This window comes from Acinetobacter sp. YH12233, assembly GCF_013417725.1.
In the GTDB taxonomy this organism is placed as follows: Bacteria; Pseudomonadota; Gammaproteobacteria; order Pseudomonadales; family Moraxellaceae; genus Acinetobacter.
Genome location: NZ_VPDK01000014.1, coordinates 38,782 through 58,975, shown reverse-complemented (window position 1 = coordinate 58,975; position 20,194 = coordinate 38,782). Strand labels below are relative to the sequence as shown.

General features: G+C 44.2%; 14 protein-coding genes and 8 tRNA genes. 8 read left to right on the top strand and 14 right to left on the bottom strand.

The genetic code is table 11. The features are described 5' to 3' along the window. The first annotated feature begins 881 nt into the window (after positions 1-881). Positions 882-1,589 carry a nitroreductase gene (locus FTV12_RS08250; RefSeq protein WP_180014575.1) on the top strand — a complete coding sequence of 236 codons (708 nt, stop codon included), beginning with the start codon at positions 882-884 and terminating at the stop codon, positions 1,587-1,589. 79 nt (positions 1,590-1,668) lie between these two features. On the opposite strand, the gene FTV12_RS08245 is transcribed toward FTV12_RS08250, so the two are convergent. Further along, the gene (locus FTV12_RS08245; RefSeq protein ID WP_159123380.1) at positions 1,669-2,880 is read right to left on the bottom strand and encodes a multidrug effflux MFS transporter; all 1,212 of its coding nucleotides are present in this window, start codon (positions 2,878-2,880) and stop codon (positions 1,669-1,671) included. A gap of 145 nt (positions 2,881-3,025) precedes the next feature. Between FTV12_RS08245 and yccS the strand changes: the two genes are divergently transcribed. From yccS to FTV12_RS08225, 4 genes are all read left to right on the top strand, one after another. Continuing rightward, complete coding sequence (gene yccS / locus FTV12_RS08240) at positions 3,026-5,200, top strand: YccS family putative transporter (RefSeq protein ID WP_180011980.1); 2,175 nt, start codon at positions 3,026-3,028, stop codon at positions 5,198-5,200. Between the two features lie 85 nt (positions 5,201-5,285). Further along, entirely contained in the window at positions 5,286-5,846 is a 561-nt protein-coding gene (locus tag FTV12_RS08235; RefSeq protein ID WP_004784963.1) for a YcxB family protein, read from the top strand. A 184-nt stretch (positions 5,847-6,030) separates the two neighbouring features. Next, positions 6,031-8,733, top strand: coding sequence for a sulfite reductase flavoprotein subunit alpha (locus FTV12_RS08230; protein WP_180011982.1), 2,703 nt, complete (start codon positions 6,031-6,033; stop codon positions 8,731-8,733). Between the two features lie 97 nt (positions 8,734-8,830). Further along, a complete protein-coding gene (locus tag FTV12_RS08225; protein ID WP_180012021.1) occupies positions 8,831-9,625 on the top strand; it encodes a YdcF family protein in 795 nt (264 codons plus the stop codon). Positions 9,626-9,642: 17 nt separating this feature from the next. Here the strand turns inward: FTV12_RS08225 and FTV12_RS08220 are convergent, their stop codons facing one another. The 11 genes from FTV12_RS08220 to FTV12_RS08170 form a co-directional block, all read right to left on the bottom strand. Beyond that, on the bottom strand, positions 9,643-10,104 hold the full coding sequence (locus tag FTV12_RS08220) for a DUF2750 domain-containing protein (RefSeq protein ID WP_004784968.1): 462 nt from the start codon (positions 10,102-10,104) through the stop codon (positions 9,643-9,645). Positions 10,105-10,174: 70 nt separating this feature from the next. Further along, a tRNA-Val gene (locus tag FTV12_RS08215) sits at positions 10,175-10,250 on the bottom strand. A gap of 97 nt (positions 10,251-10,347) precedes the next feature. After that, positions 10,348-10,424, bottom strand: a tRNA-Asp gene (locus FTV12_RS08210). 23 nt (positions 10,425-10,447) lie between these two features. Continuing rightward, a tRNA-Val gene (locus tag FTV12_RS08205) sits at positions 10,448-10,523 on the bottom strand. A gap of 30 nt (positions 10,524-10,553) precedes the next feature. Further along, positions 10,554-10,630 (bottom strand) — tRNA-Asp (locus FTV12_RS08200). Positions 10,631-10,643: 13 nt separating this feature from the next. Then, a tRNA-Val gene (locus FTV12_RS08195) sits at positions 10,644-10,719 on the bottom strand. 21 nt (positions 10,720-10,740) lie between these two features. Further along, positions 10,741-10,817: transfer RNA gene (locus FTV12_RS08190), tRNA-Asp, on the bottom strand. Between the two features lie 49 nt (positions 10,818-10,866). Further along, a tRNA-Asp gene (locus tag FTV12_RS08185) sits at positions 10,867-10,943 on the bottom strand. Between the two features lie 30 nt (positions 10,944-10,973). Next, positions 10,974-11,049: transfer RNA gene (locus FTV12_RS08180), tRNA-Val, on the bottom strand. 510 nt (positions 11,050-11,559) lie between these two features. After that, complete coding sequence (gene elsL, locus FTV12_RS08175) at positions 11,560-12,072, bottom strand: cell wall-recycling L,D-carboxypeptidase ElsL (protein ID WP_159123377.1); 513 nt, start codon at positions 12,070-12,072, stop codon at positions 11,560-11,562. Next, positions 12,069-12,506, bottom strand: a complete 438-nt coding sequence (locus FTV12_RS08170) for a YbaN family protein (protein ID WP_125278257.1) — start codon at positions 12,504-12,506, stop codon at positions 12,069-12,071. Before FTV12_RS08170 ends, elsL begins: the two co-directional genes overlap by 4 nt. 88 nt (positions 12,507-12,594) lie before the next feature. Here FTV12_RS08170 and FTV12_RS08165 point away from each other — a divergent pair, with 88 nt between their 5' ends. The 3 genes from FTV12_RS08165 to dapE all read left to right on the top strand — a co-directional run bounded on the left by FTV12_RS08165 (position 12,595) and on the right by dapE (position 14,995). Continuing rightward, complete coding sequence (locus tag FTV12_RS08165) at positions 12,595-13,470, top strand: DUF1853 family protein (protein ID WP_004784973.1); 876 nt, start codon at positions 12,595-12,597, stop codon at positions 13,468-13,470. 115 nt (positions 13,471-13,585) lie between these two features. Beyond that, the gene (locus FTV12_RS08160) at positions 13,586-13,735 is read left to right on the top strand and encodes an entericidin A/B family lipoprotein (RefSeq protein WP_004784975.1); all 150 of its coding nucleotides are present in this window, start codon (positions 13,586-13,588) and stop codon (positions 13,733-13,735) included. Positions 13,736-13,858: 123 nt separating this feature from the next. Beyond that, positions 13,859-14,995 carry a succinyl-diaminopimelate desuccinylase gene (dapE, locus tag FTV12_RS08155; protein WP_004784977.1) on the top strand — a complete coding sequence of 379 codons (1,137 nt, stop codon included), beginning with the start codon at positions 13,859-13,861 and terminating at the stop codon, positions 14,993-14,995. 60 nt (positions 14,996-15,055) lie between these two features. Here dapE and FTV12_RS08150 read toward each other — a convergent pair whose 3' ends face one another. Both FTV12_RS08150 and FTV12_RS08145 read right to left on the bottom strand, forming a co-directional pair. Further along, positions 15,056-15,514: a hypothetical protein gene (locus tag FTV12_RS08150; protein ID WP_004784978.1), complete on the bottom strand. Its 459-nt coding sequence runs from the start codon at positions 15,512-15,514 to the stop codon at positions 15,056-15,058. Then, on the bottom strand, positions 15,515-20,032 hold the full coding sequence (locus FTV12_RS08145; RefSeq protein ID WP_180033848.1) for an Hpt domain-containing protein: 4,518 nt from the start codon (positions 20,030-20,032) through the stop codon (positions 15,515-15,517). Positions 20,033-20,194: the final 162 nt, after the last annotated feature.

Below are 20,194 nucleotides of genomic sequence, written 5' to 3'. Positions count from 1 at the left end.
TCGTGTTGCGATTCATTTCCACAGAAGAAAACCTTACATTACCCCATGTAATTGTCATCTACTTCATTCATCCATCGCCTTTAGAATCAACAAAGCATTCCGCATCTGTTTCAAACTTATGAATATCATCGTGATGATCATATTCAGTGAGAGATTTATAAAAGCGAAAAACAGCCTTTTGCTGATTGCATAAGCTACGCCAGATGCATAAATTCATCTAAGCGTGCAACTCATAGCGATAACATCCAGCCTATATTTTTTACTTCTCAACCAGCATGAATTGCTGCATGAGTGCTTTTAACCTAACTGAGTTCATCAAGTCATTTGCAATAAGATATTTCAAATAGAGCTTGACCATGCAATCTTCATTATTTCTTCAAAATGCATGTATTCAACTGAAAAGTCGCACATTATGCTGTTTCTTTGTATAAAGTTTTATTGTTTTTTATTAACTATAGTTAGTGAATATATAAAAAATAATTATAACTTCTTATTTTTTATAGTTTACTACCCCCAAATTTTAATCGAAATAAAATATTAATTGAACGTAAAAACGGATATTTAATTTTATTTTTAAGATTGAATTTTAATCATTCTATTTTGTTCTTAACTTTCCTTTTAGTTCCAGCCATCGATGTTAATTGCTCAAGATATCAGCATCTAAAATATCGGTTGCATTTTTAGAAGGAGTTTTGTTTAAGCATTCAATAAATTTCTTAGGCTATTTATATAACTTCTATATCTCTTAAGTGCATTCTCATTCATGTGATTTTTATTAATCATCATAATTCACTGTGAAACTAAAATTCCCCCTGCCCGACAGAGTTTGTTTGGTTTATAGTCAGTTCACCATCATTAAGGATATGAGATTGGAAATTAGAATGGATCAAAACCTCGTTCATGCTGTAGATCAAACCATTACTTCCCGGCATTCGGTTCGTGCTTTTCTGGATACGCCGGTCAGTACCGGCATGCTCAAAGACATTTTGACTGTGGCCAGCCGCGCCCCTTCAGGGACCAATACCCAGCCATGGAAAGTATATGTGCTGACAGGGAAAAAGCGTGATGAGCTGGTGCAGCGTGTCTGTCAGGCGCAAATGGAGCTTTACCAGAATCCGGCACTGGCCGAGCAATATAAAGAAACCTTTGCCTATTATCCCGAACAATGGTTCTCTCCTTATATCGACCGACGCCGTGAAAATGGCTGGGGCTTATATGGTTTGCTGAATATCCAGAAAGGCGAAAAAGAAAAAATGGCGCGCCAGAACCTGCGTAATTTTGAACTGTTTGATGCACCAGTGGGGCTATTCTTCACCTTACATAAAGATTTGGGCGTAGGTTCAAAAATGGATATTTCCATGATGATTCAAAACGTGATGCTGGCTGCCAAGGCACGTGGTCTGGATACCTGTCCGCAGGCTGCCTGGAATCATTTTCATAGCATTGTGCTAGATGTACTGGGAGCAGGTGAAGATGAAGAGCTGGTCTGTGGCATGTCACTAGGCTATGCAGATCCAGACCATATCGTAAATACCTTTATCACCCCACGTGTCCCGGTAGAGGAATTTGCCGTTTTTGTAGATGAATAAGATTTGATAAGCCATGATCCAAGCATCAACTTTGAGCTGCTTGGATTGTCTGACAGAGATATAGAGTTCTTGCAGCTCCTTATTTCTGTTTAACTCTAGGCAGTTCTAATTTCAATACAGATCTAAAGGCTATAACTACAAAGATCGCCATTACCAAGGCCATATTGAATAAAGCATCCCACAGCATAAAGTTCAGCAAAACCCCACCCAACAAACCGCAGGCAAATTGCATACTGCCCATGATCGCACTGGCGGTTCCCGCACGCGCGCCCTGCTCTGCCATGGCCAGCGCCATCGCATTCGGTCCCACAAAACCAATCGAGGCCACAACGACAAATAAGGCCGCCATAACTAGGACAACAGATTCAATATTCAGATAGCCTAAAACCAGTAAAGCCAGGACACCGATTCCCTGTAAAGAAGCACCTAGTTTTAAACGACTTAATACTGAAAGATATTGAGCCAGATGCTTATTCAGGGTCGAGAACAGCATGATTCCAACGGCATTCCCCCCGAAAGCATAAGCAAACTGCTGTTCAGTGAGATGATAATGATCCATCAGAATGGCTGAAGAAGCGCTGATATAGCAGAACATCACCGCCCCAGAAAAACAGCCCACCAGCATCGGTCGTCTGAAACTTTCATCCTGAAAAATGGTTCGGTATAAACTCAATACCTGTTGCAAATTCAGTTTAAGACGGCGTTCCGGGGGCAAGGTTTCCTGAAAGAAAAAATGCACACAGACCAGACTAAACAAACCACAGCCCATCAGCACCAAGAAAATAATATTCCACTCAAAGAACATCAGTACCCATGCGCCGAGACTTGGCGCAATAATCGGTGCAATGGTCGTTACAATCATCATGCTGGCAAAGGCCTGGGCAGCCGCCTGCATATCCAGCCGATCACGAATGGTTGCTCGGGCAACCACGACTCCTACACATCCTCCTAAGGCTTGTAATACCCGTGCTGCAATCAGGCTCCATTCATTCTGTGCAAACATACATAACAGGCTGGCCAGAATATACAGACTCAATCCAAAATAAAGCGGTGGCTTACGTCCAATCCGGTCACTGATCGGGCCATATAGCAACTGCCCAACCGCCAGTCCAAGGAAATAAGCTGGCAGACTATTGGAGACCATCTGGGTACTGACACCAAAATCCGCTGCCATTTCTGGCAAGGCAGAGAGATACATATCAATGGATAAAGGACCAAGTGCAGTCAGTGAAGCCAGCAAAATAATCCAGGACATGGCATAAGGTCGTGGTGCTGTCGTATTGGAGTTCATGTAATTAAAGATTTTAATGCGCAGTAGGCAGACAAATTAACATAGCGCATAGTATGATTTACATGGAAATTAAAAGTTATAAATATACTTTTTCTCATATGTATATTCAGCTTTGCAGCAAAGACTGCAAGAGAAAGGATCACCGTTGAAATCTTGGCTCAATCGTCTTAAGCACGCGACTTATAACACGACCCTGATGTATAACCTGCGTATGCTGATCGCTTTTGCAGGCACTGCCTTTGTTCCCTATTTCATGGGACAGCAGTTAATGACTATTCCACTCACCCTTGGAGTGGTGGCCGCAGGTTTAAGCGATATTGATGACCGCTTTTCCGTACGTATCCTGAATCTGTTCTATACCTATTTAGGCTTCTTCATTACCGCAGTGGCAGTCTATCTGTTATTTCCTTATCCGCTGCTGTTTGCTTCTGCCCTCATTGTTTCTTGTATTGTCCTGATTCTGCTTGGCTCTCTCGGCCGGCGTTATGCCACGATTTCCTATGGCTGTCTGGTGATTTCTGTCTATTCCATGCTGGGGGTTGAACTTTTTGATGGATGGTATCAGCAGGCAAGCTTGCTGCTGATTGGTGCGGTCTGGTATGGCTTTTTGTCGACCCTGAGCTTTCTACTGTTTCCTGCGCGACGTGCACAGGATAATCTGGCCAAATGCTATGCCTCATTGGGTGATTTCCTGTATGCCAAATCGAATCTGTTCGATGTCGATATGACGGCAAAAAGTTATCAGCAAAGCATGATCGAGCTGTCACTGGAAAATGGCAAACTGATTTCAATTTTTAATGAAATGAAGACTGTCCTTCTGACCCGCCTGAAAGGTGACCGGGGTCAGAAAGATACTCGTCGTAGCCTGCAATACTATTTTGTAGCGCAAGATATTCACGAGCGTGCCGATTCTGCGCATATTGATTATCAGAAACTGGCCAAGATTTTTGAACACAGCGACGTTTTGTTCCGTTTTCAGCGCATCCTGTCGATTCAGGGCAAAGCCTGTAAAGACCTGAGTGAAAGCATTCAGCAGCGCAAAACCTATAAACATAATAAACGCTTCAAACATGCCTTTGAAAACCTGAGATTGTCCCTGGAAAAATTGCGTACAGAACAGCAGTATGATCAGGTCTGGATCAATGCCCTATTTGCTTTATTCCAGAATCTGAAATCCATTGATGCGCAGTTACGCAACCTGGAAACTGAACGTAATATCAAATTTGATCGTGCTAAACATATTGAAAACCAGCTCAAAGATGACGACCTGAAAGGCTGGGAAGATATCAAGATTCGGGTCAAGCAGCATTTGACGCCTGAATCCGTGTTGTTCCGTCATGCTATTCGCCTGTCGATTGTGCTGCTGATCAGTTATATCATTGTCCAGCTGACCGATATTCAATATGGCTACTGGATTCTACTAACTGCGCTTTTTGTCAGCCAACCTAACTTCAATGCCACCAAACGCCGCTTACGTTTACGCATCGTAGGAACATTGGCAGGTATTCTTTTGGGATATGCCATTTTGTACTTCATTCCTTCCGTTGAAGGGCAATTATTACTGTTAATTTTGAGTGGAATTCTGTTCTTTGAATTACGTAGTAAACAGTATGCACAGGCCACTGCCTTCATTACCATTCTGGCCCTGATCAACTTTAACTTGGACGGTATGGGCTTTGCCGCAGCTATCCCCCGTATGATTGATACCCTGATTGGCTGTGCGATTGCCTGGTTTGGCGTGAGCTTTATCTTCCCGGATTGGAAATTCCGTCGCTTGCCGCGCAGCATTAGCCGTAGCCTGCAGGCAGAATGTGACTACTTGAGTGAAGTGATTGAACAGTATAAATCTGGACGGAATAATGGTCTGACCTATCGCGTAGTACGTCGTGCAGCCCATAATACGGATGCTGAAGTGGCTTCCCTGATCTCGACTTTGGCCACCGAACCTGATTTTGATCCTGTGCAAAAATCACAGGCTTTCGAGTTCCTGTGCCTGAATCATACTTTTATCAGTTATATTGCCGCGCTGGGTGCGCATCGTGAAAAAATTCAGGATCAGGATGTGCTGGACTTGCTGGATCAAGCCCTAGAAAATATTCGTGGTGCCCTGCTCTATGATGAAGTCCCTGACCTAAGCACCCAGAATATGATCCAGAATATCCGTCAGCGTCTGTCACAACAGCAGGAAGAAGACCAGAAACCATTGATCATTTTGCAGCAACTGTCTTTAATGTTTAGTATCTTGAAGCAATTGAGTCAGTTAAAGCAAAGTTTAAGTCACGAACGTGATGAACAGGCCACTGAATTGGCTTCATTATAATTTGGCCGATTTTGGAACAATATACTCACTGAATCAGCACAATTAATGCTAAACTTTTTACAGTTTTAAATCTGTTAATTTCATTATGACCGCGAAAAATTTATACGCTTATACCTTACAGCCTGTGAACTATGAAATTTCAGAAGCTGAGCAGCGTCATGCTCAGCTGATGATCTGGCGTAGTACCAATAAAATTGGCATGAAAGCCTGGCTGATCATGGGTGCTATTGTTGCCTTATCTATTTTGGGAATTATCCTGATCAAGAACTACTCGACTGTCATCTGCTGGGTGGCGATTGTCTGTGTAGTATTGTATTACCTGATCCGTACTTTCGGTCTGGAATGGTATGTTAAACGCAAGATGAATGAATTTCCGGTACAGGAAATTAAAGGCATCCGTCTGGGCGTGCAACCGCATGGTATCGTGATGCGCCAAAAAATGGGCATGCAGGAAGGTGTAGGTGCTATTGGCTGGAAAGACATCTATGAATGGTATAACACGCCGGAATTCATGCTGATCAATTTTAAAGTCAAAGGTCAGCAAGGTGCTTATATCCTGCCTAAACGTTTAGACAGTAAAAACTTCTCTTTCGCGACCATTCGCAAGCATCTGCAAGAAGAAGTGGGCGCACCAAAAGAAATCTAAGATATATCCCGGTTTTGAAAGACCTCCTGTTTCGACATGGAGGTTTTTTTACGTCTACCTTTTATCCAACTCATCGACACAAATGATAATGAGAATAAATATTATCATCATAATCTATAATTTGTTCTAATTCTTCAGTTATAATTTGCCTACTTTTACACATACCACCATAAATCTGACCATCATGTTTAAAAAGACATTTTTCCAAATCCACTGGTTTCTGGGGATTACTGCAGGTTTGATTCTCTCAATTATGGGAGTCACGGGTGCTATTTATTCTTATGAGCCGCAAATCTTAAAATGGATGAATAGCGACAGTTATACTGTACAGGTTCAAGAGCGAGACAAGCTTAGCCCTGCCCAACTGTATCAACATTTCCAGACCCAAAACCCTGAAATGAAAATTAACAGTATTACCGTGGCACAGGATCCAAGTGCATCCAGTACGGTCAATATTGTAAAAGAGGGAGCACGTCGTGGTTATAACATGATGGTCAACCCCTATACGGCTGAAGTCTTACCTGAAATTAAAGGCCGTGAATTCTTCCAGTTTGTACAGCAACTACATCGTAATTTGACTGTAGGACCCGTCGGTAAGCAGATTACCGGTGCCTGTACCCTGATGCTGATCTTTTTCGTCTTGTCTGGCCTGTATTTACGCTGGCCAAAACGTCATTCGATCAAGCAATGGCTGGCAGTGAAGCCGCAACTGAAAGGCCGTAACTTTATCTGGGATCTGCATGCAGTGGTGGGTACCTGGGTGGTAATTTTCTACCTGATTCTGGCTTGTACCGGTCTTACCTGGTCTTATGGCTGGTGGCGTGATGGTATGTATAAAGTTCTGGGCGTAGAACGTCCACAACCAGAAATGCAGGCCAATGGCGGTCGCGGCGAAGGTGGGCCACGTGGTGAACGCGGACAACGTGGCGATGGTGAAATGCGAGGTGAAGGTCGCCAAGGTGGTGAACGTGGACCTCGCGGTGAAGGTGAAATGCGTGCCGAAGGTCGTCCAGATGGCGAACGTGGACCTCGTGGTGAACGCGGACAACGTGGTGAAAGCCTTGAAGAAGCTGGCATGAGTCCAGAAAGTATTTTACGTGCGCTGGATCAGAGCTGGACTGGCTTCAGAACTCAATTCGCAGGTAAATATTCGACTGTGACATTTAACCTGCCGAAAAAACCGGATGGTGAAATGCAGTTGAGTTTTGTTGACCCTGTGGCACAACATGAACGTGCCCGCAACAATGCGACTTATAATTATCGCAGTGCTGAATTTACCGAAGTCCAGCTCTATGAAGATAAAAAGCTCAATGAAAAAATCATGAGCAGTATGTTACCTGTGCACCGTGGCAGCTTTTTTGGTCCTATTTACCAGTTCCTGGTCATGATTGCTGCATTATTAATGCCATTGTTCTTCGTGACCGGCTGGATGCTCTATCTGAAACGTCGTAAGCAGAAAAAACTTACTCTGGCTGCACGCCAAGGGGCAACTGCCCTGCCTCTGGATCCAAATGCCAAGCCTTGGCTGATTGCGTATGCTTCACAAACGGGTGTCTCTGAACAACTGGCATGGCGCACAGCTACTGCCTTACAGGAAGCACGTCAACCTGTCAGCGTTAAAGCAGTACAGCAACTAAGCCTTGAAGATCTGCAACAGGCAGAACAGGTTCTATTTGTAGCCAGTACTTATGGCACAGGTGAAGCACCTGACCTAGCCTCCTCTTTTGAAAAGAAAATTTTGTCTGCCAAAGCGGATCTTAATCATCTCAATTATGCAGTTTTGGCTCTAGGCTCCCAGGAATATCCTGATACCTATTGCAGCTTTGGTCATCGGATCGACCAGTGGTTACAACAGAGTGGTGCCAAGCAGCTCTTCAAGACCATTGAAGTGGATAATGCCAATAATGAGCATATCCAGCAATGGACCAATGCCCTTGCCCATGTGACCCAGTTTGAATTGCAGGATATGGGTATCGATAAAACCTTCGATCAATGGACTTTGAGCAAACGTGAATTGCTGAATCCAGACAGTCTTGGTGCGCCTGCGTTCAATATTGAACTGGTTCCACAGCATGAAGCCGTCTGGCAGGCAGGTGATATTGCCGAAATCCAGCCAGGAAACAGCCCTGAACGTATCCGTGCATTTATAGAGAAATACCGTATTGCCGCGGGTACACAAGTGCCTTCTCTGAAGCAAAGTATCGAACAGGCACTTTGGAATCGTGATTTGACTCAGGTTGATCCTTTTGATTCAGTAGATGAGCTGTTACAGCAATTACCAACTCTTGCTACACGTGAATATTCAATCGCCAGTATTCCAAGTCAGCAAGTGCTACGTCTGGTCGTGCGTCAGCAATCTGATGCACAAGGCCAGTTAGGTCTGGGCTCAGGCTGGTTAACACAGCATACTGCCCTAAATTCACCGATTGCCCTGCGTATTCGCAAGAATCAATCTTTCCATCTGATTGCAGATAACCGTCCGATTATCTGTATTGGTAATGGTACGGGGATCGCAGGTTTGATGAGCTTGCTGAGTGCGCGTAACCGTCAGGACTATACTCAGAACTGGCTCATCTTTGGTGAACGTCAGCGTGCCCATGATTTCTTCTTTGAAGAAACCATTCAGGCCTGGCTGCAAATGGGTACATTAAAACGACTGGACCTTGCTTTCTCTCGTGACCAGCAGGAAAAAGTTTATGTGCATCATAAATTGCGTGAGCAAGCTGAAGAATTGAAACTCTGGGTCGCTCAAGGCGCCGTGATTTATGTGTGTGGTAGCATTAATGGCATGGCCAGCGATGTCGATCAGGCTCTGATTGAAATTCTCGGTGAAAGCACAGTGGATCAATTACGTCTGGATGGTCGTTATCGTCGTGATGTATATTAAGATCAGCTGATCTATAAAAGACCGGGCTTCATGCCCGGTTTTTTATTAATAAGATAGAAGAAAAGATAAAAAGATTAATAAAAATATGAGTATCCAAATATCCAGCCAACTTAAACGAAGTCTCAGCCTGATCTTTGGTTTGATCCTTGGCATAAACAGCCTCTGGTTAATAAGTCAGGGACAAAGACATTTCGGTGTTCTTTTGCCAATTTTCATTAGCGTAGCACTGATCCTGTATGCTCTGCTCTTTTCAGGCATTCAACGCTGGAAACAGCATTCCAGATTTAGAATCTGGTTCTGGAATAGCCTCTGGGCCGGATTTCTACTATGGATGATCAGTGTCGTAATCTTCTTTGCTTATATCCAGATGTCTATTCGTACAAATGAATCTACACAACCTCCTGCCGCTATTCTGGTTTTAGGCAGCGGGATTACGAATGGACAGCCCTCACCCATCTTAAAAAGCCGTCTGGATACCGCGGCAAAATATGCAGCACACTATCCAGATACTTTAGTGATTATGACAGGTGGGCGTAATTATCGGGAAAGGCAAAGTGAAGCTGAAGTCATGCAGCACTATATTAACACTACCTATCCAGAACTCATCAACCCCATTCAACTTGAAGATCGAAGCAGAAGTACTGCTCAAAACCTGATGTATTCTCAAGTAATATTGGAACAACAAAATATAAGTCAAAATGATCCGATTGCGATTGCAACCAGTGATTTTCATAGTCCCCGTGCACGCGCCATTGCCAGACACCAAGGTTATCCGCAAGTGATTAGTTTGAGTGCCAGCACTCCTCTTTATCTGCGCTATAACTCCTGGTTAAGAGAATATTTTGCCTTTTTGAGTGGCTGGTTGCTCAATGAATATTCACTATCTGAATAAGTGACTTAAGCATTAAATTAATTTAAACGGATATGCCTTGGCGAAGGAATCGCTGGATTTTTGAATAGTTCAGGTTTCTGTACATAGACCTGATACAGGTAATTTTTAAGATCCAGCAAAAGTTTTTCAGGCGCGACCAGAATATTCTGCCCTTCCGGTGTCAGATCCAATGACACAATAGTGCTTTCCTGACGTAAGAAAGGAATGACCTTTTCAACAAAATCTTTGAGGGTAATTTCCTGAATCTGGTAATTGGCCCAGTTATCTTTAATGAGTAGTCTGGCCAGACCTTTGCTTTGCCAGGTCGCGAAAGCACGCTGTCCTGTCGGCGTGGCACATAAAGCCCAGCCCTCTTGGTAAAGTGCAAAAATGCCACCTTGGGCAACAATAGCTTCAATAAAATTTTTATAAACTTGTAGCGGATCGTAGGCGGTATTTTGCGATTTGATCGCTGCCTTGCGCTGATATGGATTTCTCATAGTCTGAAATCTTCAAATTATTATAGACTTCGAATTCTATGAAATATTCAGGATTTAGGCAAGAAAGATATGGTGGGCGCTGACGGGATCGAACCGCCGACATTCTGCTTGTAAGGCAGACGCTCTACCAACTGAGCTAAGCGCCCTGAAGAATAAAATAGCAGTGCTATTTTATGATGCAAGACAAGCGAAGCGCGTAGTCTTGAATTTTGAAACACATTTTCCACATCAGGGAATGAAAAATGGCGCAGCGGACGGGACTCGAACCCGCGACCCCCGGCGTGACAGGCCGGTATTCTAACCAACTGAACTACCGCTGCATCGCGTATATCTTTAGAAGATATGGTGGGCGCTGACGGGATCGAACCGCCGACATTCTGCTTGTAAGGCAGACGCTCTACCAACTGAGCTAAGCGCCCTTAAAGGGTCAAACTGTTTGATTCTTAGGATGGCGCAGCGGACGGGACTCGAACCCGCGACCCCCGGCGTGACAGGCCGGTATTCTAACCAACTGAACTACCGCTGCATCACAAAAAATCTGGTGGGCGCTGACGGGATCGAACCGCCGACATTCTGCTTGTAAGGCAGACGCTCTACCAACTGAGCTAAGCGCCCTCAAAAGGTCTATCATGTAAATGGCGCAGCGGACGGGACTCGAACCCGCGACCCCCGGCGTGACAGGCCGGTATTCTAACCAACTGAACTACCGCTGCACTTACACAATGTCGCTATTGTGGCAAACGATTTATCAAGAACTTAAAGTGGCGCAGCGGACGGGACTCGAACCCGCGACCCCCGGCGTGACAGGCCGGTATTCTAACCAACTGAACTACCGCTGCACTATAAGTGTCTCAACTTTGAAAGAAGCTTGGTGGGCGCTGACGGGATCGAACCGCCGACATTCTGCTTGTAAGGCAGACGCTCTACCAACTGAGCTAAGCGCCCTTTCAAATCGACTTCATCGCTTGATGAGGTGCATTATAGAGAATCTTCACAGACTGTCAAACGCTTTTCTGACTGTTTTCTGCTTTTTCGGTGTGAGTGATTAAAAAATAGGTTGATTGTTAAAAAAAACAACACTTTTTGTTTATTTTTTAAGTCTATACCGATTTTTTAAAGATACTCTGTGAAACTAAAAGCCGGATTTTTACGGTTTTACTCATGAAAATTGAGACCAGAACATGCAACAGACTTCAGTATTGCTGAAAGATTATACAAAGCCCAACTCACTGCAACGTTGTGATCCTGTAATCTTTATTTTAAGAGCTTGCAGCCCTCTAAAAACAAATCGATGACTTTTATTGGCGGGCTATAAATCCTGTTTCTAACTCTATTTGTCTATAAAAGTAGAGTACATAGATGATCGATGACCTCATCTACTTTCCCTTATTTAAATAGAAGATATTTCAATTAATTTTAAATCATCCACAAATTTTCTTATGTCATTTAAGTCATTTAAACAGTCAGATTCAAAGGCTGTTCTGAAATATAGACCAGTGCATCTTCATTCACCAGTTCAAACAGCTCGGCCACATCCGTATTCCGCATGCGGATACAGCCATGTGACATTGCAATACCCATCGGCTCAGAATCAGGCGTACCATGAATATAGATATAACGTTGGTAAGTATCACAACCCTCGCCCTGGTTAAAACCTTCTTCAAGCCCACTTAGCCATAAGATCCGGCTGAGAATCCAGTCTCGCTGCGGGAATTGCTGTGCCAGTTCTGCATTATAAATTTCACCTGTCGCTTGACGGGCAATAAACACACTATTTAAAGGTGTCTGCTGGCCAAACTTTTCAGCGACTTTATGCCATCCACGAGGCGTCTTGCCACTATTTTCTGCTTCACCTATGCCATTCTTACCCGTAGAAATCAGGTACTGCTTATTATATTTTGGCAAATATAGTTTTTGTTGGGCGAGATCAATCAGGATTTCTGCCTGATCCAGCTGCAAATGGCTCATGACTTCTCTTTCTCTGTCTTGATAGTTTCTAGTTCTACTTTCTTTGTGGCCATGTGTTCTGGATGGATTATGTCCTGAACTGGTTCGGGTCGACGCCATAACCAGATCGCCACAATCAGCATGGTCACATCAGTAAAGATTTTGACTGCCAGCGGTGCTGTCGTAAATAACATGATAATGCCACTGATGAACATCATGATACTGGCCAGCCATTTGGCCTTGCGTGGCACAGTACCATTGGCACGCCAGGCTCTTAAAGTCGGACCATATTTTGGATGATTCAGCAGCCATGCATCCATCTGTGGCCAGCCTTTGGATGCCGCCCAAGCCGCCAGAATTAAAAATACTGTAGTTGGCATGCCGGGCAAGATTGCGCCGATAAAACCCAGTACGACAAATAGTACGACCAGGCTTCGCCAAAACAATATTTTCATAAATCGGTCCTACCCACAAAATTAGGGGTAGTATAAAGTGTTTTTAAAATCTGTCCGTTGTATTTGTGCACTTTTCACAGGATGTGCTATGCCCTTTTCCAGTCTAAATCATCATCTTGTAGAAGCATGGCAATATTATCAGCATCCTTTGGTGCGGCAACTGGCATTTGCTGTCGGTAGTCCAAACCTTCTGTCTCAAATTCCAGACGAACTTGAAGTCGTCCATGCTTTTGACTTACATGATTCTGAGACTTGGCAACATCACCTGCAAAATTATCATCCACGTCTGAAATATCTGGACCGGCATCCAGAAGAGCTGGAGCAATTCGTGCAGCAGCTTAAAAGCACCCGGCTGGGTTTGCGCTTTGAAATGCTTGTCTGGTTCTGGCTGCTGGATGATGCCTATCATCCTTATAAGCTTTTAGGTCATAGCATTCAGAAAATTGACGGCGCTAAAACACTGGGTGAACTGGATTTTCTGTTATTCAATACAGAGGCTGGTCTGACTGAACATTGGGAAGTGGCGCTGAAATACTACCTCGCAGAAGCCGATTTTAGCCTGCCAAACTGGTATGGCCTAAACCGCACCGATACTTTAATCCGTAAAATGAAGCATTTTACCCAGAAACAGTTTCAGTTTGATGAGGCTCTGGATCAGCAGATTGAGCAGCGTTTCTGCATGTTAAAAGGCCAGCTTTATCTTCCAGTACATCGTGCAGATCAGACCTTACCTGACTGGGTCAATACCCAACGTCGCATAGGCTTATGGGGTCAGCAGATTCCCGACCCAGCGGCTAACTTCTATCGTTTACAACGTCATGAATGGATTTATCCTAATGCGCAGATCAGCAGTTCAAGTCCCTATTGGTGGACAAATGGACTTTATAAAAAGGCTGATCAAGAGGATTTTTATATGTATCGCAGCCCGCTTCTACTACCCTTTCCTGCGCATAAACCCTTTTAAAACATTACATTTATTAACCGAAGCACTATGAAAACCACATATTTTTTATGTCGTATATTTTCTAATCTTAGTTCCACATCATAATAATTTTATTATCGATAATACGGAGATGATGATGAAAAAAATTCTTGCTGCTTCATTGGTAATGGCTTTTGTTTTAACTGGCTGTAACACTGTCAAAGGTGTGGGTAAAGACGTTTCTAAAGCAGGCGAAGCTGTAACAGGCACTGCAGAAAAAACTTCTGAAGAAATCCGTCAAAACTAAACTCTTTCTAGCTTCTCCACAAACCCTATCTCAGATAGGGTTTTTTTATGCAGAACATTCACATTACAGGCCATATTCGCCTATCATAGAGCCGACAAATTTATCGACTTATGAATCCATCGTATGACATCTTCCGCGACTCTTGATTTAAGCCTGCAATTATTACGTCAGCCTTCTGTGACCCCTATTGATCATGACTGCCAGAATATCATGGCAGAACGTTTGAAGAAGGTGGGTTTCAATATTGAATCAATGCGCTTTGAAGATGTTGATAATATTTGGGCGCGTAAAGGTACTGAAGGCCCGGTTTTCTGTTTTGCTGGCCATACCGATGTTGTGCCAACCGGCAACCTGGATGCCTGGAACTCTGACCCATTTGCGCCAGAAATTCGTGACGGCAAGCTATATGGCCGTGGTAGTGCCGACATGAAAACCGCCTTGGCTGCGATGGTTGTAGCCACTGAACGTTTTGTCGAAAAATATCCGAATCATAAAGGTTCAATTGCCTATCTGATCACTTCAGATGAAGAAGGTCCATCGATCAATGGTACGGTAAAAGTGATTGAAACTCTGGAAGCCCGTAACGAGAAAATTACCTGGTGTCTGGTAGGTGAACCATCAAGTACCAACAAACTGGGTGATATTGTCAAAAATGGCCGTCGTGGTTCATTGAATGCCAACTTGACTGTAAAAGGCAAACAAGGTCATGTAGCTTATCCGCATCTTGCAGTGAATCCAATTCATACAGCATCTAAAGCCATTGCCGAACTCTGCGAAACAGTCTGGGATAATGGCAATGAATACTTCCCTGCGACGTCTTTCCAGATTTCAAATATCAATGCCGGTACCGGTGCAACCAACGTTGTTCCAGGTACGATGAACCTGCTCTGCAACTGGCGTTATTCAACTGAAGTGACTGCTGAAGAACTAAAAGCACGTATGCTTGAAATTCTGGATCGTCATGGTGTGGACTATGATATTTCATGGACTTTATCTGGCCTGCCATTCCTGACACCAGTAGGTGAGCTGGTGAATGCCGCTAAAGATGCCATTTTAACTGTGACTGGTACTGAAACTGAATTATCAACTTCAGGCGGCACCTCAGATGGTCGTTTTATTGCGCCTACCGGTGCACAAGTCCTAGAACTCGGTGTACTGAATGCCACAATCCATCAAATTAATGAGCATGTCGATATTGCAGACCTTGAACCACTGGCTGAAATTTATGAGCAGATTCTGGTGAACCTGTTAGCCAATTAATCACCAGATGTAAAAAAAGGAACTCAGAAGAGTTCCTTTTTTTATGTGCTTTGTAATGAATTACAAGCCAATTGAAGACTGAATATAACCCATTTGCGGGATGTGAAATAACTGATCCCCCATACGCACATACTGGAATACTGCGGGGTCAGTCACTTGCTGATCAGCATCGACGACTTCAGAAATACGCAGACGAATGGTTTTCGGCATTTCATTACACATCAGGGCAAAACGCTGATGCACCTCATCTCCTTCAATCACCAGCGCCACACCACTTTTACGTGTAGGATCATTAACTGCATAAACCGGTAATTGCGCATCATGCCACTCAACCACTTTAACCTGGGTATCACTATCCAGTGCAGACAGGACAATATTTTGTGGTAACAGCATTGGATCTTTGCCGTGACAGTCAATAATATAAGCATCAATAAATCCGGTAGATACCGTAATTAAATGCTGAAGTTCCTGCTGACTTATCTGATCAGCCATTTTGGCATTAGTCGTATTCTGACTCATTTATGACCCCTGTTTTTCAGCAATTAACTGTTGAATATTCGCCAGTAATTCAGCTTCCTGGAACGGTTTGCCCATGTAGTGGGTTACGCCCAGACTGAAAGCACGTTCACGGTGTTTTTCACCAGTACGTGAAGTAATCATGATGATTGGCAGTTCACGGTGAATATCGTGGTGACGAACCAGGTTCGTGACCTCAAAACCATCCATACGCGGCATTTCAATATCCAGCAGCATCAGATCCGGACGGACATTTTCAAGCTGCTCAATCGCATCTACACCATCTTTGGCGGTGACTATATCATAGCCCTGACGCTCAAGTAGACGCGAGGTCACCTTACGTACAGTCACCGAGTCATCCACGATCATTACCAGACGGCGAGCATTGCCAGAACGTGAACCATCGCGTTGATCCTGCATGTGTTTCACACGCTGCGTACCATGGATCTGACGGGCAATATTCTGACCATCCAGAATCAGACAAACCTGACCATCACCAAGAATCGTCGCACCAGTGACTACACCAATATTGGCGAACTGATGGCCGATTGGTTTCACCACGATCTGTGCACGTGAACCTACTAACTGATCCACAAGTAAGGCAATGGTTTGACCACTGTTGCCTTTAATCAGCAATACTGGCAGTGAATGCGCTACGTTGTTCAGACGAGGAATTGGCTGATTCGATACGAACTCAGACAGGTAACGCAATTTGTAATTGACGCCATCAATCTTGAAGAAATCGTCTTTACTGTTGAAGTAAGTTTCCAGAGTAGATGGTGCAATACGTACAATACGGTCGATTTGCGCCAGAGAAACGGCGTATTGCTGATCGCCCACTTTTACCATCAAGGCATCGCTGACCGCTACAGTCGTCGGTACGCGAATGGTGAAGGTTGTGCCTTTGCCAACTTCAGAGCTGACAGATACGTGACCACCCAGAGACTTGATCTCGCTTTGTACTACATCCAGACCCACACCACGACCTGAAATCTGGGTTACAGATTTAGCAGTACTGAAGCCTGGGTGGAAAATGAATTGCAGTAGCTCTTCCGAATCCAGTGTCTGATCTTCTTTGATCAGGCCTTGGCTGAGTGCTTTTTCACGAATCTTCTCAGCATCAATACCTTTACCATCATCACTAAATGAGACGATGACATCTGTACCCTGACGGCTGATATTTAACAGGATTGAACCGACTTCCGGTTTGTTCAAGGCAATACGATCTGCTGTATCTTCCAAACCATGGTCAATCGCATTACGCAGCATATGCTCGAATGGCGTTACCAGACGCTCCAGAATATTACGGTCTAATTCACCTTCACTATTCTGAATAATCAGTTCGGCTGGACGGTTCAAGGTCGTAGAAGTCTGACGTACGATACGCTGTAAACGTGGCAACATCCGGTCAAACGGTACCAGACGGGTACGCATCAGGCTTTCCTGAATCTCGGCCTGAATCCGTGATTGTTGCAATAACAAACCTTCAGTTTCACGAATCTTGTCGGATAAGGTGCTCTTGAAGTCAACCAAGTCCGAAGCAGATTCCGCTAGCGACTTGGACAACTGGTTCAGGGACGAATATTGGTCCATTTCCAGCGGGTCAAAGTCTGCATAACGCGAGTTTTCTGAACCGTGTTTGGCAATAATCTGTGATTCCAGCTCACCTTCCATTCGGCGCAACTGGTCCGCCAGACGTTTGATTGCCAGTTCCATTTCGTTCAGGGTATTGCCAAGTTGGCCTAAGTCCATCTCGATACGCGAACGGTTAATTGCATTCTCGCCTGACAGGTCGATCATCTTCTCAACCAGATCAGCAGAGATACGGATCATCTCATGGCTGGTATCGGTATTACCGGTATCGATCCACTCACCCATCATACGTGGTGGCTCAGTACCATCACCTTCGACAAACTCGAAGCTATTTTCTGTGACCAGCGTTTCTGTTTTAGCCAGACGTTCTGGCAGCTGCGCAGTAACATCCACATACGCAATCTTTTTCAGGCTGCTTTGGATCTGTTCAAAATTGCTATAGTCACGCTGGAAGATCGCTTGTCTTAACCAGGCCAGTGTTTTTTGCAGCAAGCCATCATAAGCATTCGAGTTAAAGTGATATACCGCAAACTGCTCGAAAGTGGTTTCCAGTTCATACGCAATGCTGGCCACCTTTTCGTTTTCAACCATGCGCGCACCACCCTTGATACTGTGGGCAGCACGTTGTAATTGAAGCAATAAGCTACGGTCACTACGCTGATCAAACCATTGGTTCAGCAGTTTTTCAGTATTGTCGAGAATCTCTTCTGACTCTTCAAGGAAAGTCTCTTCAACAATTGACTTCAGTTCATCTTCTTCAGAGCGCTCTTCTGCTACAATTTCAACTGGCTCAGTCAAAGTTTCTGTTTCAGTCAGCTCAACTTGTTCATCTTCTAAGTTTAGGGCCGGTTCTAGATCTGAACTTGTATCTTCTAATGCAATCTCTTCCGATGCTTCATCCGCTGTTTGTTCGGAATCAGCACTAGCTTCTACATATTCAAATTCGACAACAGGAATCGATGTTTCTACCGGAGCTGCAACAGCTTGACCAGCCACCAATGCCTGAATATTTTGCAGAATCGAAATTGCTTCAACAGCCGGATAATCGATACCTTCATCACGGATCGACTGGATACGGTCAGAAACGTTATCTTGCACCAGACGAATGATTTGAATCAGCGCTGGAGTAACAGCGATCTGCTGACGGATGATTCGCTCATAAATACTTTCTAGTTCGTGCGAAATCGAACCGATATGAGAAGCGGTAATCATGTTTGCACCACCTTTTAAGGTGTGCAAGTGACGCATCAGGTTATTCAGTGAAGTCGTATCATCCTGCTTTTTACTCCAGGTATTCAGATCTTCATCAATACCTACCAGTAATTCATCCGCTTCTTCCAGGAAGATATTCAGTAGATCCTCATCGAAATCACGCTGAGTTTCTGCGCTGTCGATGTATTGGCGGTCAGAGGCAATACGCTGGCTTAAAGCAGCGAAGTCAATGCTGGCTGTGGTTGCAGCTTCAGGAATAGAAATTTCTTCTGATACTTGTTCAGCAGGAACATTGTCTTCAGCAAAGATTTCCAGGTCCTGCTGTACAAATGCAGCCAGTTCACTCAAGGTTTTTTGCGTATCATCATTCAGAATGACACGCTGGCCTGCTGCCAGGGTATCGAATAAATGAATGAATTCCTGATGTGCCTGGGCAAACAGCTCATAAGCATAATCACTATTCAGCAGTACCGGTTTTTCCAGCAAGGCATCATAAGCAGATTTTAAATCTGTCGTAAACTCATGAATACCCAGTGCGGCACGGTTATCTGTATGTGCAAGCAGCTCGGCAGCCTGCTCGCTTAAAGCCTGAATATATTCCGGATAATCGACTTTAGCCCGTTTATCGAATTCAAATTCGGCATCCAGCAACAGGTCAATCTCCAGTTCAACCAGCTTGGTCACCAGACCTTGGGTTTCAACTGTTTCCGTTTCAGTGGCTGCGAAGCCATAATCATTCCAGACACGCTCAAAAGTCGCATACACTGCTGCCAGTTTGCTGCTATCACCCTGACGTAACAAATGCAGATAGTCGCTGACAAATTCAGCATACTGAATTAATACAGCAGTTTCTTTTGAGGTGGATGCAATTTCATCCTGAAGCAGTGTTTTAAACAGATGTTCTACTTTAGAGCTGGCCTCGAAGATTTCTTCGATCTGTGCCATGGACGAACTGCCGCGCAAAGTATGAATAGCACGAATCAATGCATTATAATCCTGCACTTTTTCATTTTCGCTACGCAGGAACTTGGCAATCGTTTCGAGATGCTCTTCCGCTTCCTCGATAAAGATCGCCACGGTTTCTTCTACATCACTACGTGCAGCATCTTCACTATCAGCTTCTTCAAGCTCAAATTCTGTTGTGCTTATTTCTATTGCTGCAGTTGTATCTTGATCTTCAGCCGAATCACCTAGCTCAAGACCTGTGATCTGACCCTCGGCAGTCAGACTGTCTGCTAGTTGCAAGAGTTCTTCTAAAGCCGGTTCAGGTGTTATTTGTTGTTGTAATTGCTGACCTAAAAGCACGACTGGGCGTAGGTCAACATCGAGTTCCTGCACCTGTTTGAATTTTGGATATAAAATAAACTGGTAAATATTCAGTACAGCTTTGGCATACTGTTGAATTGTAGGCGTTAACTGGATTGAGCCTGAAAGTACCCGATTTAAGGTATCTTCCACTGCCCAAGCAATTTCACCCGCAGATTTAGCCCCCACCATACGGCCTGAACCTTTCAGGGTATGAAAATGGCGGCGAATGGTTTTCAGGTTTTCCTGATGAGCCGGATCACTCAACCATTCTGGAAATAAAGCATTTAACTCAACGAAAATCTCTTCGATTTCCTCGACAAAAATTTCAAGAATTTCTGCATCTTGATCAAGATAACTGTCTTCAGGAAGCGTTGTCGTTTCAACTAAATTTTTTAATATTTCTTTCATAGCTAATGCTTCTTACGTTGTGCCGCCAAGAAGGGCGCTCAAACTTAATTGTGACCGTCACGCGAGACCTAACCTTATGTAGTCAAGTCCATCTTGTCGAGGCTTTATCTGTATTTCTGAATGTGCCTCAACCTAGGTTAAGGCACACTCCCCTCATACTTT

Coding starts and splice junctions, on each gene's coding strand:
- FTV12_RS08250 (WP_180014575.1), top strand. CDS start 882: ATGGATCAAAACCTCGTTCATGCTGTAGATCAAACCATTACTTCCCGG.
- FTV12_RS08245 (WP_159123380.1), bottom strand. CDS start 2,880: ATGAACTCCAATACGACAGCACCACGACCTTATGCCATGTCCTGGATT.
- FTV12_RS08235 (WP_004784963.1), top strand. CDS start 5,286: ATGACCGCGAAAAATTTATACGCTTATACCTTACAGCCTGTGAACTAT.
- FTV12_RS08230 (WP_180011982.1), top strand. CDS start 6,031: ATGTTTAAAAAGACATTTTTCCAAATCCACTGGTTTCTGGGGATTACT.
- FTV12_RS08220 (WP_004784968.1), bottom strand. CDS start 10,104: ATGAGAAATCCATATCAGCGCAAGGCAGCGATCAAATCGCAAAATACC.
- elsL (WP_159123377.1), bottom strand. CDS start 12,072: ATGAGCCATTTGCAGCTGGATCAGGCAGAAATCCTGATTGATCTCGCC.
- FTV12_RS08170 (WP_125278257.1), bottom strand. CDS start 12,506: ATGAAAATATTGTTTTGGCGAAGCCTGGTCGTACTATTTGTCGTACTG.
- FTV12_RS08165 (WP_004784973.1), top strand. CDS start 12,595: ATGCCCTTTTCCAGTCTAAATCATCATCTTGTAGAAGCATGGCAATAT.
- FTV12_RS08160 (WP_004784975.1), top strand. CDS start 13,586: ATGAAAAAAATTCTTGCTGCTTCATTGGTAATGGCTTTTGTTTTAACT.
- dapE (WP_004784977.1), top strand. CDS start 13,859: ATGACATCTTCCGCGACTCTTGATTTAAGCCTGCAATTATTACGTCAG.
- FTV12_RS08150 (WP_004784978.1), bottom strand. CDS start 15,514: ATGAGTCAGAATACGACTAATGCCAAAATGGCTGATCAGATAAGTCAG.
- FTV12_RS08145 (WP_180033848.1), bottom strand. CDS start 20,032: ATGAAAGAAATATTAAAAAATTTAGTTGAAACGACAACGCTTCCTGAA.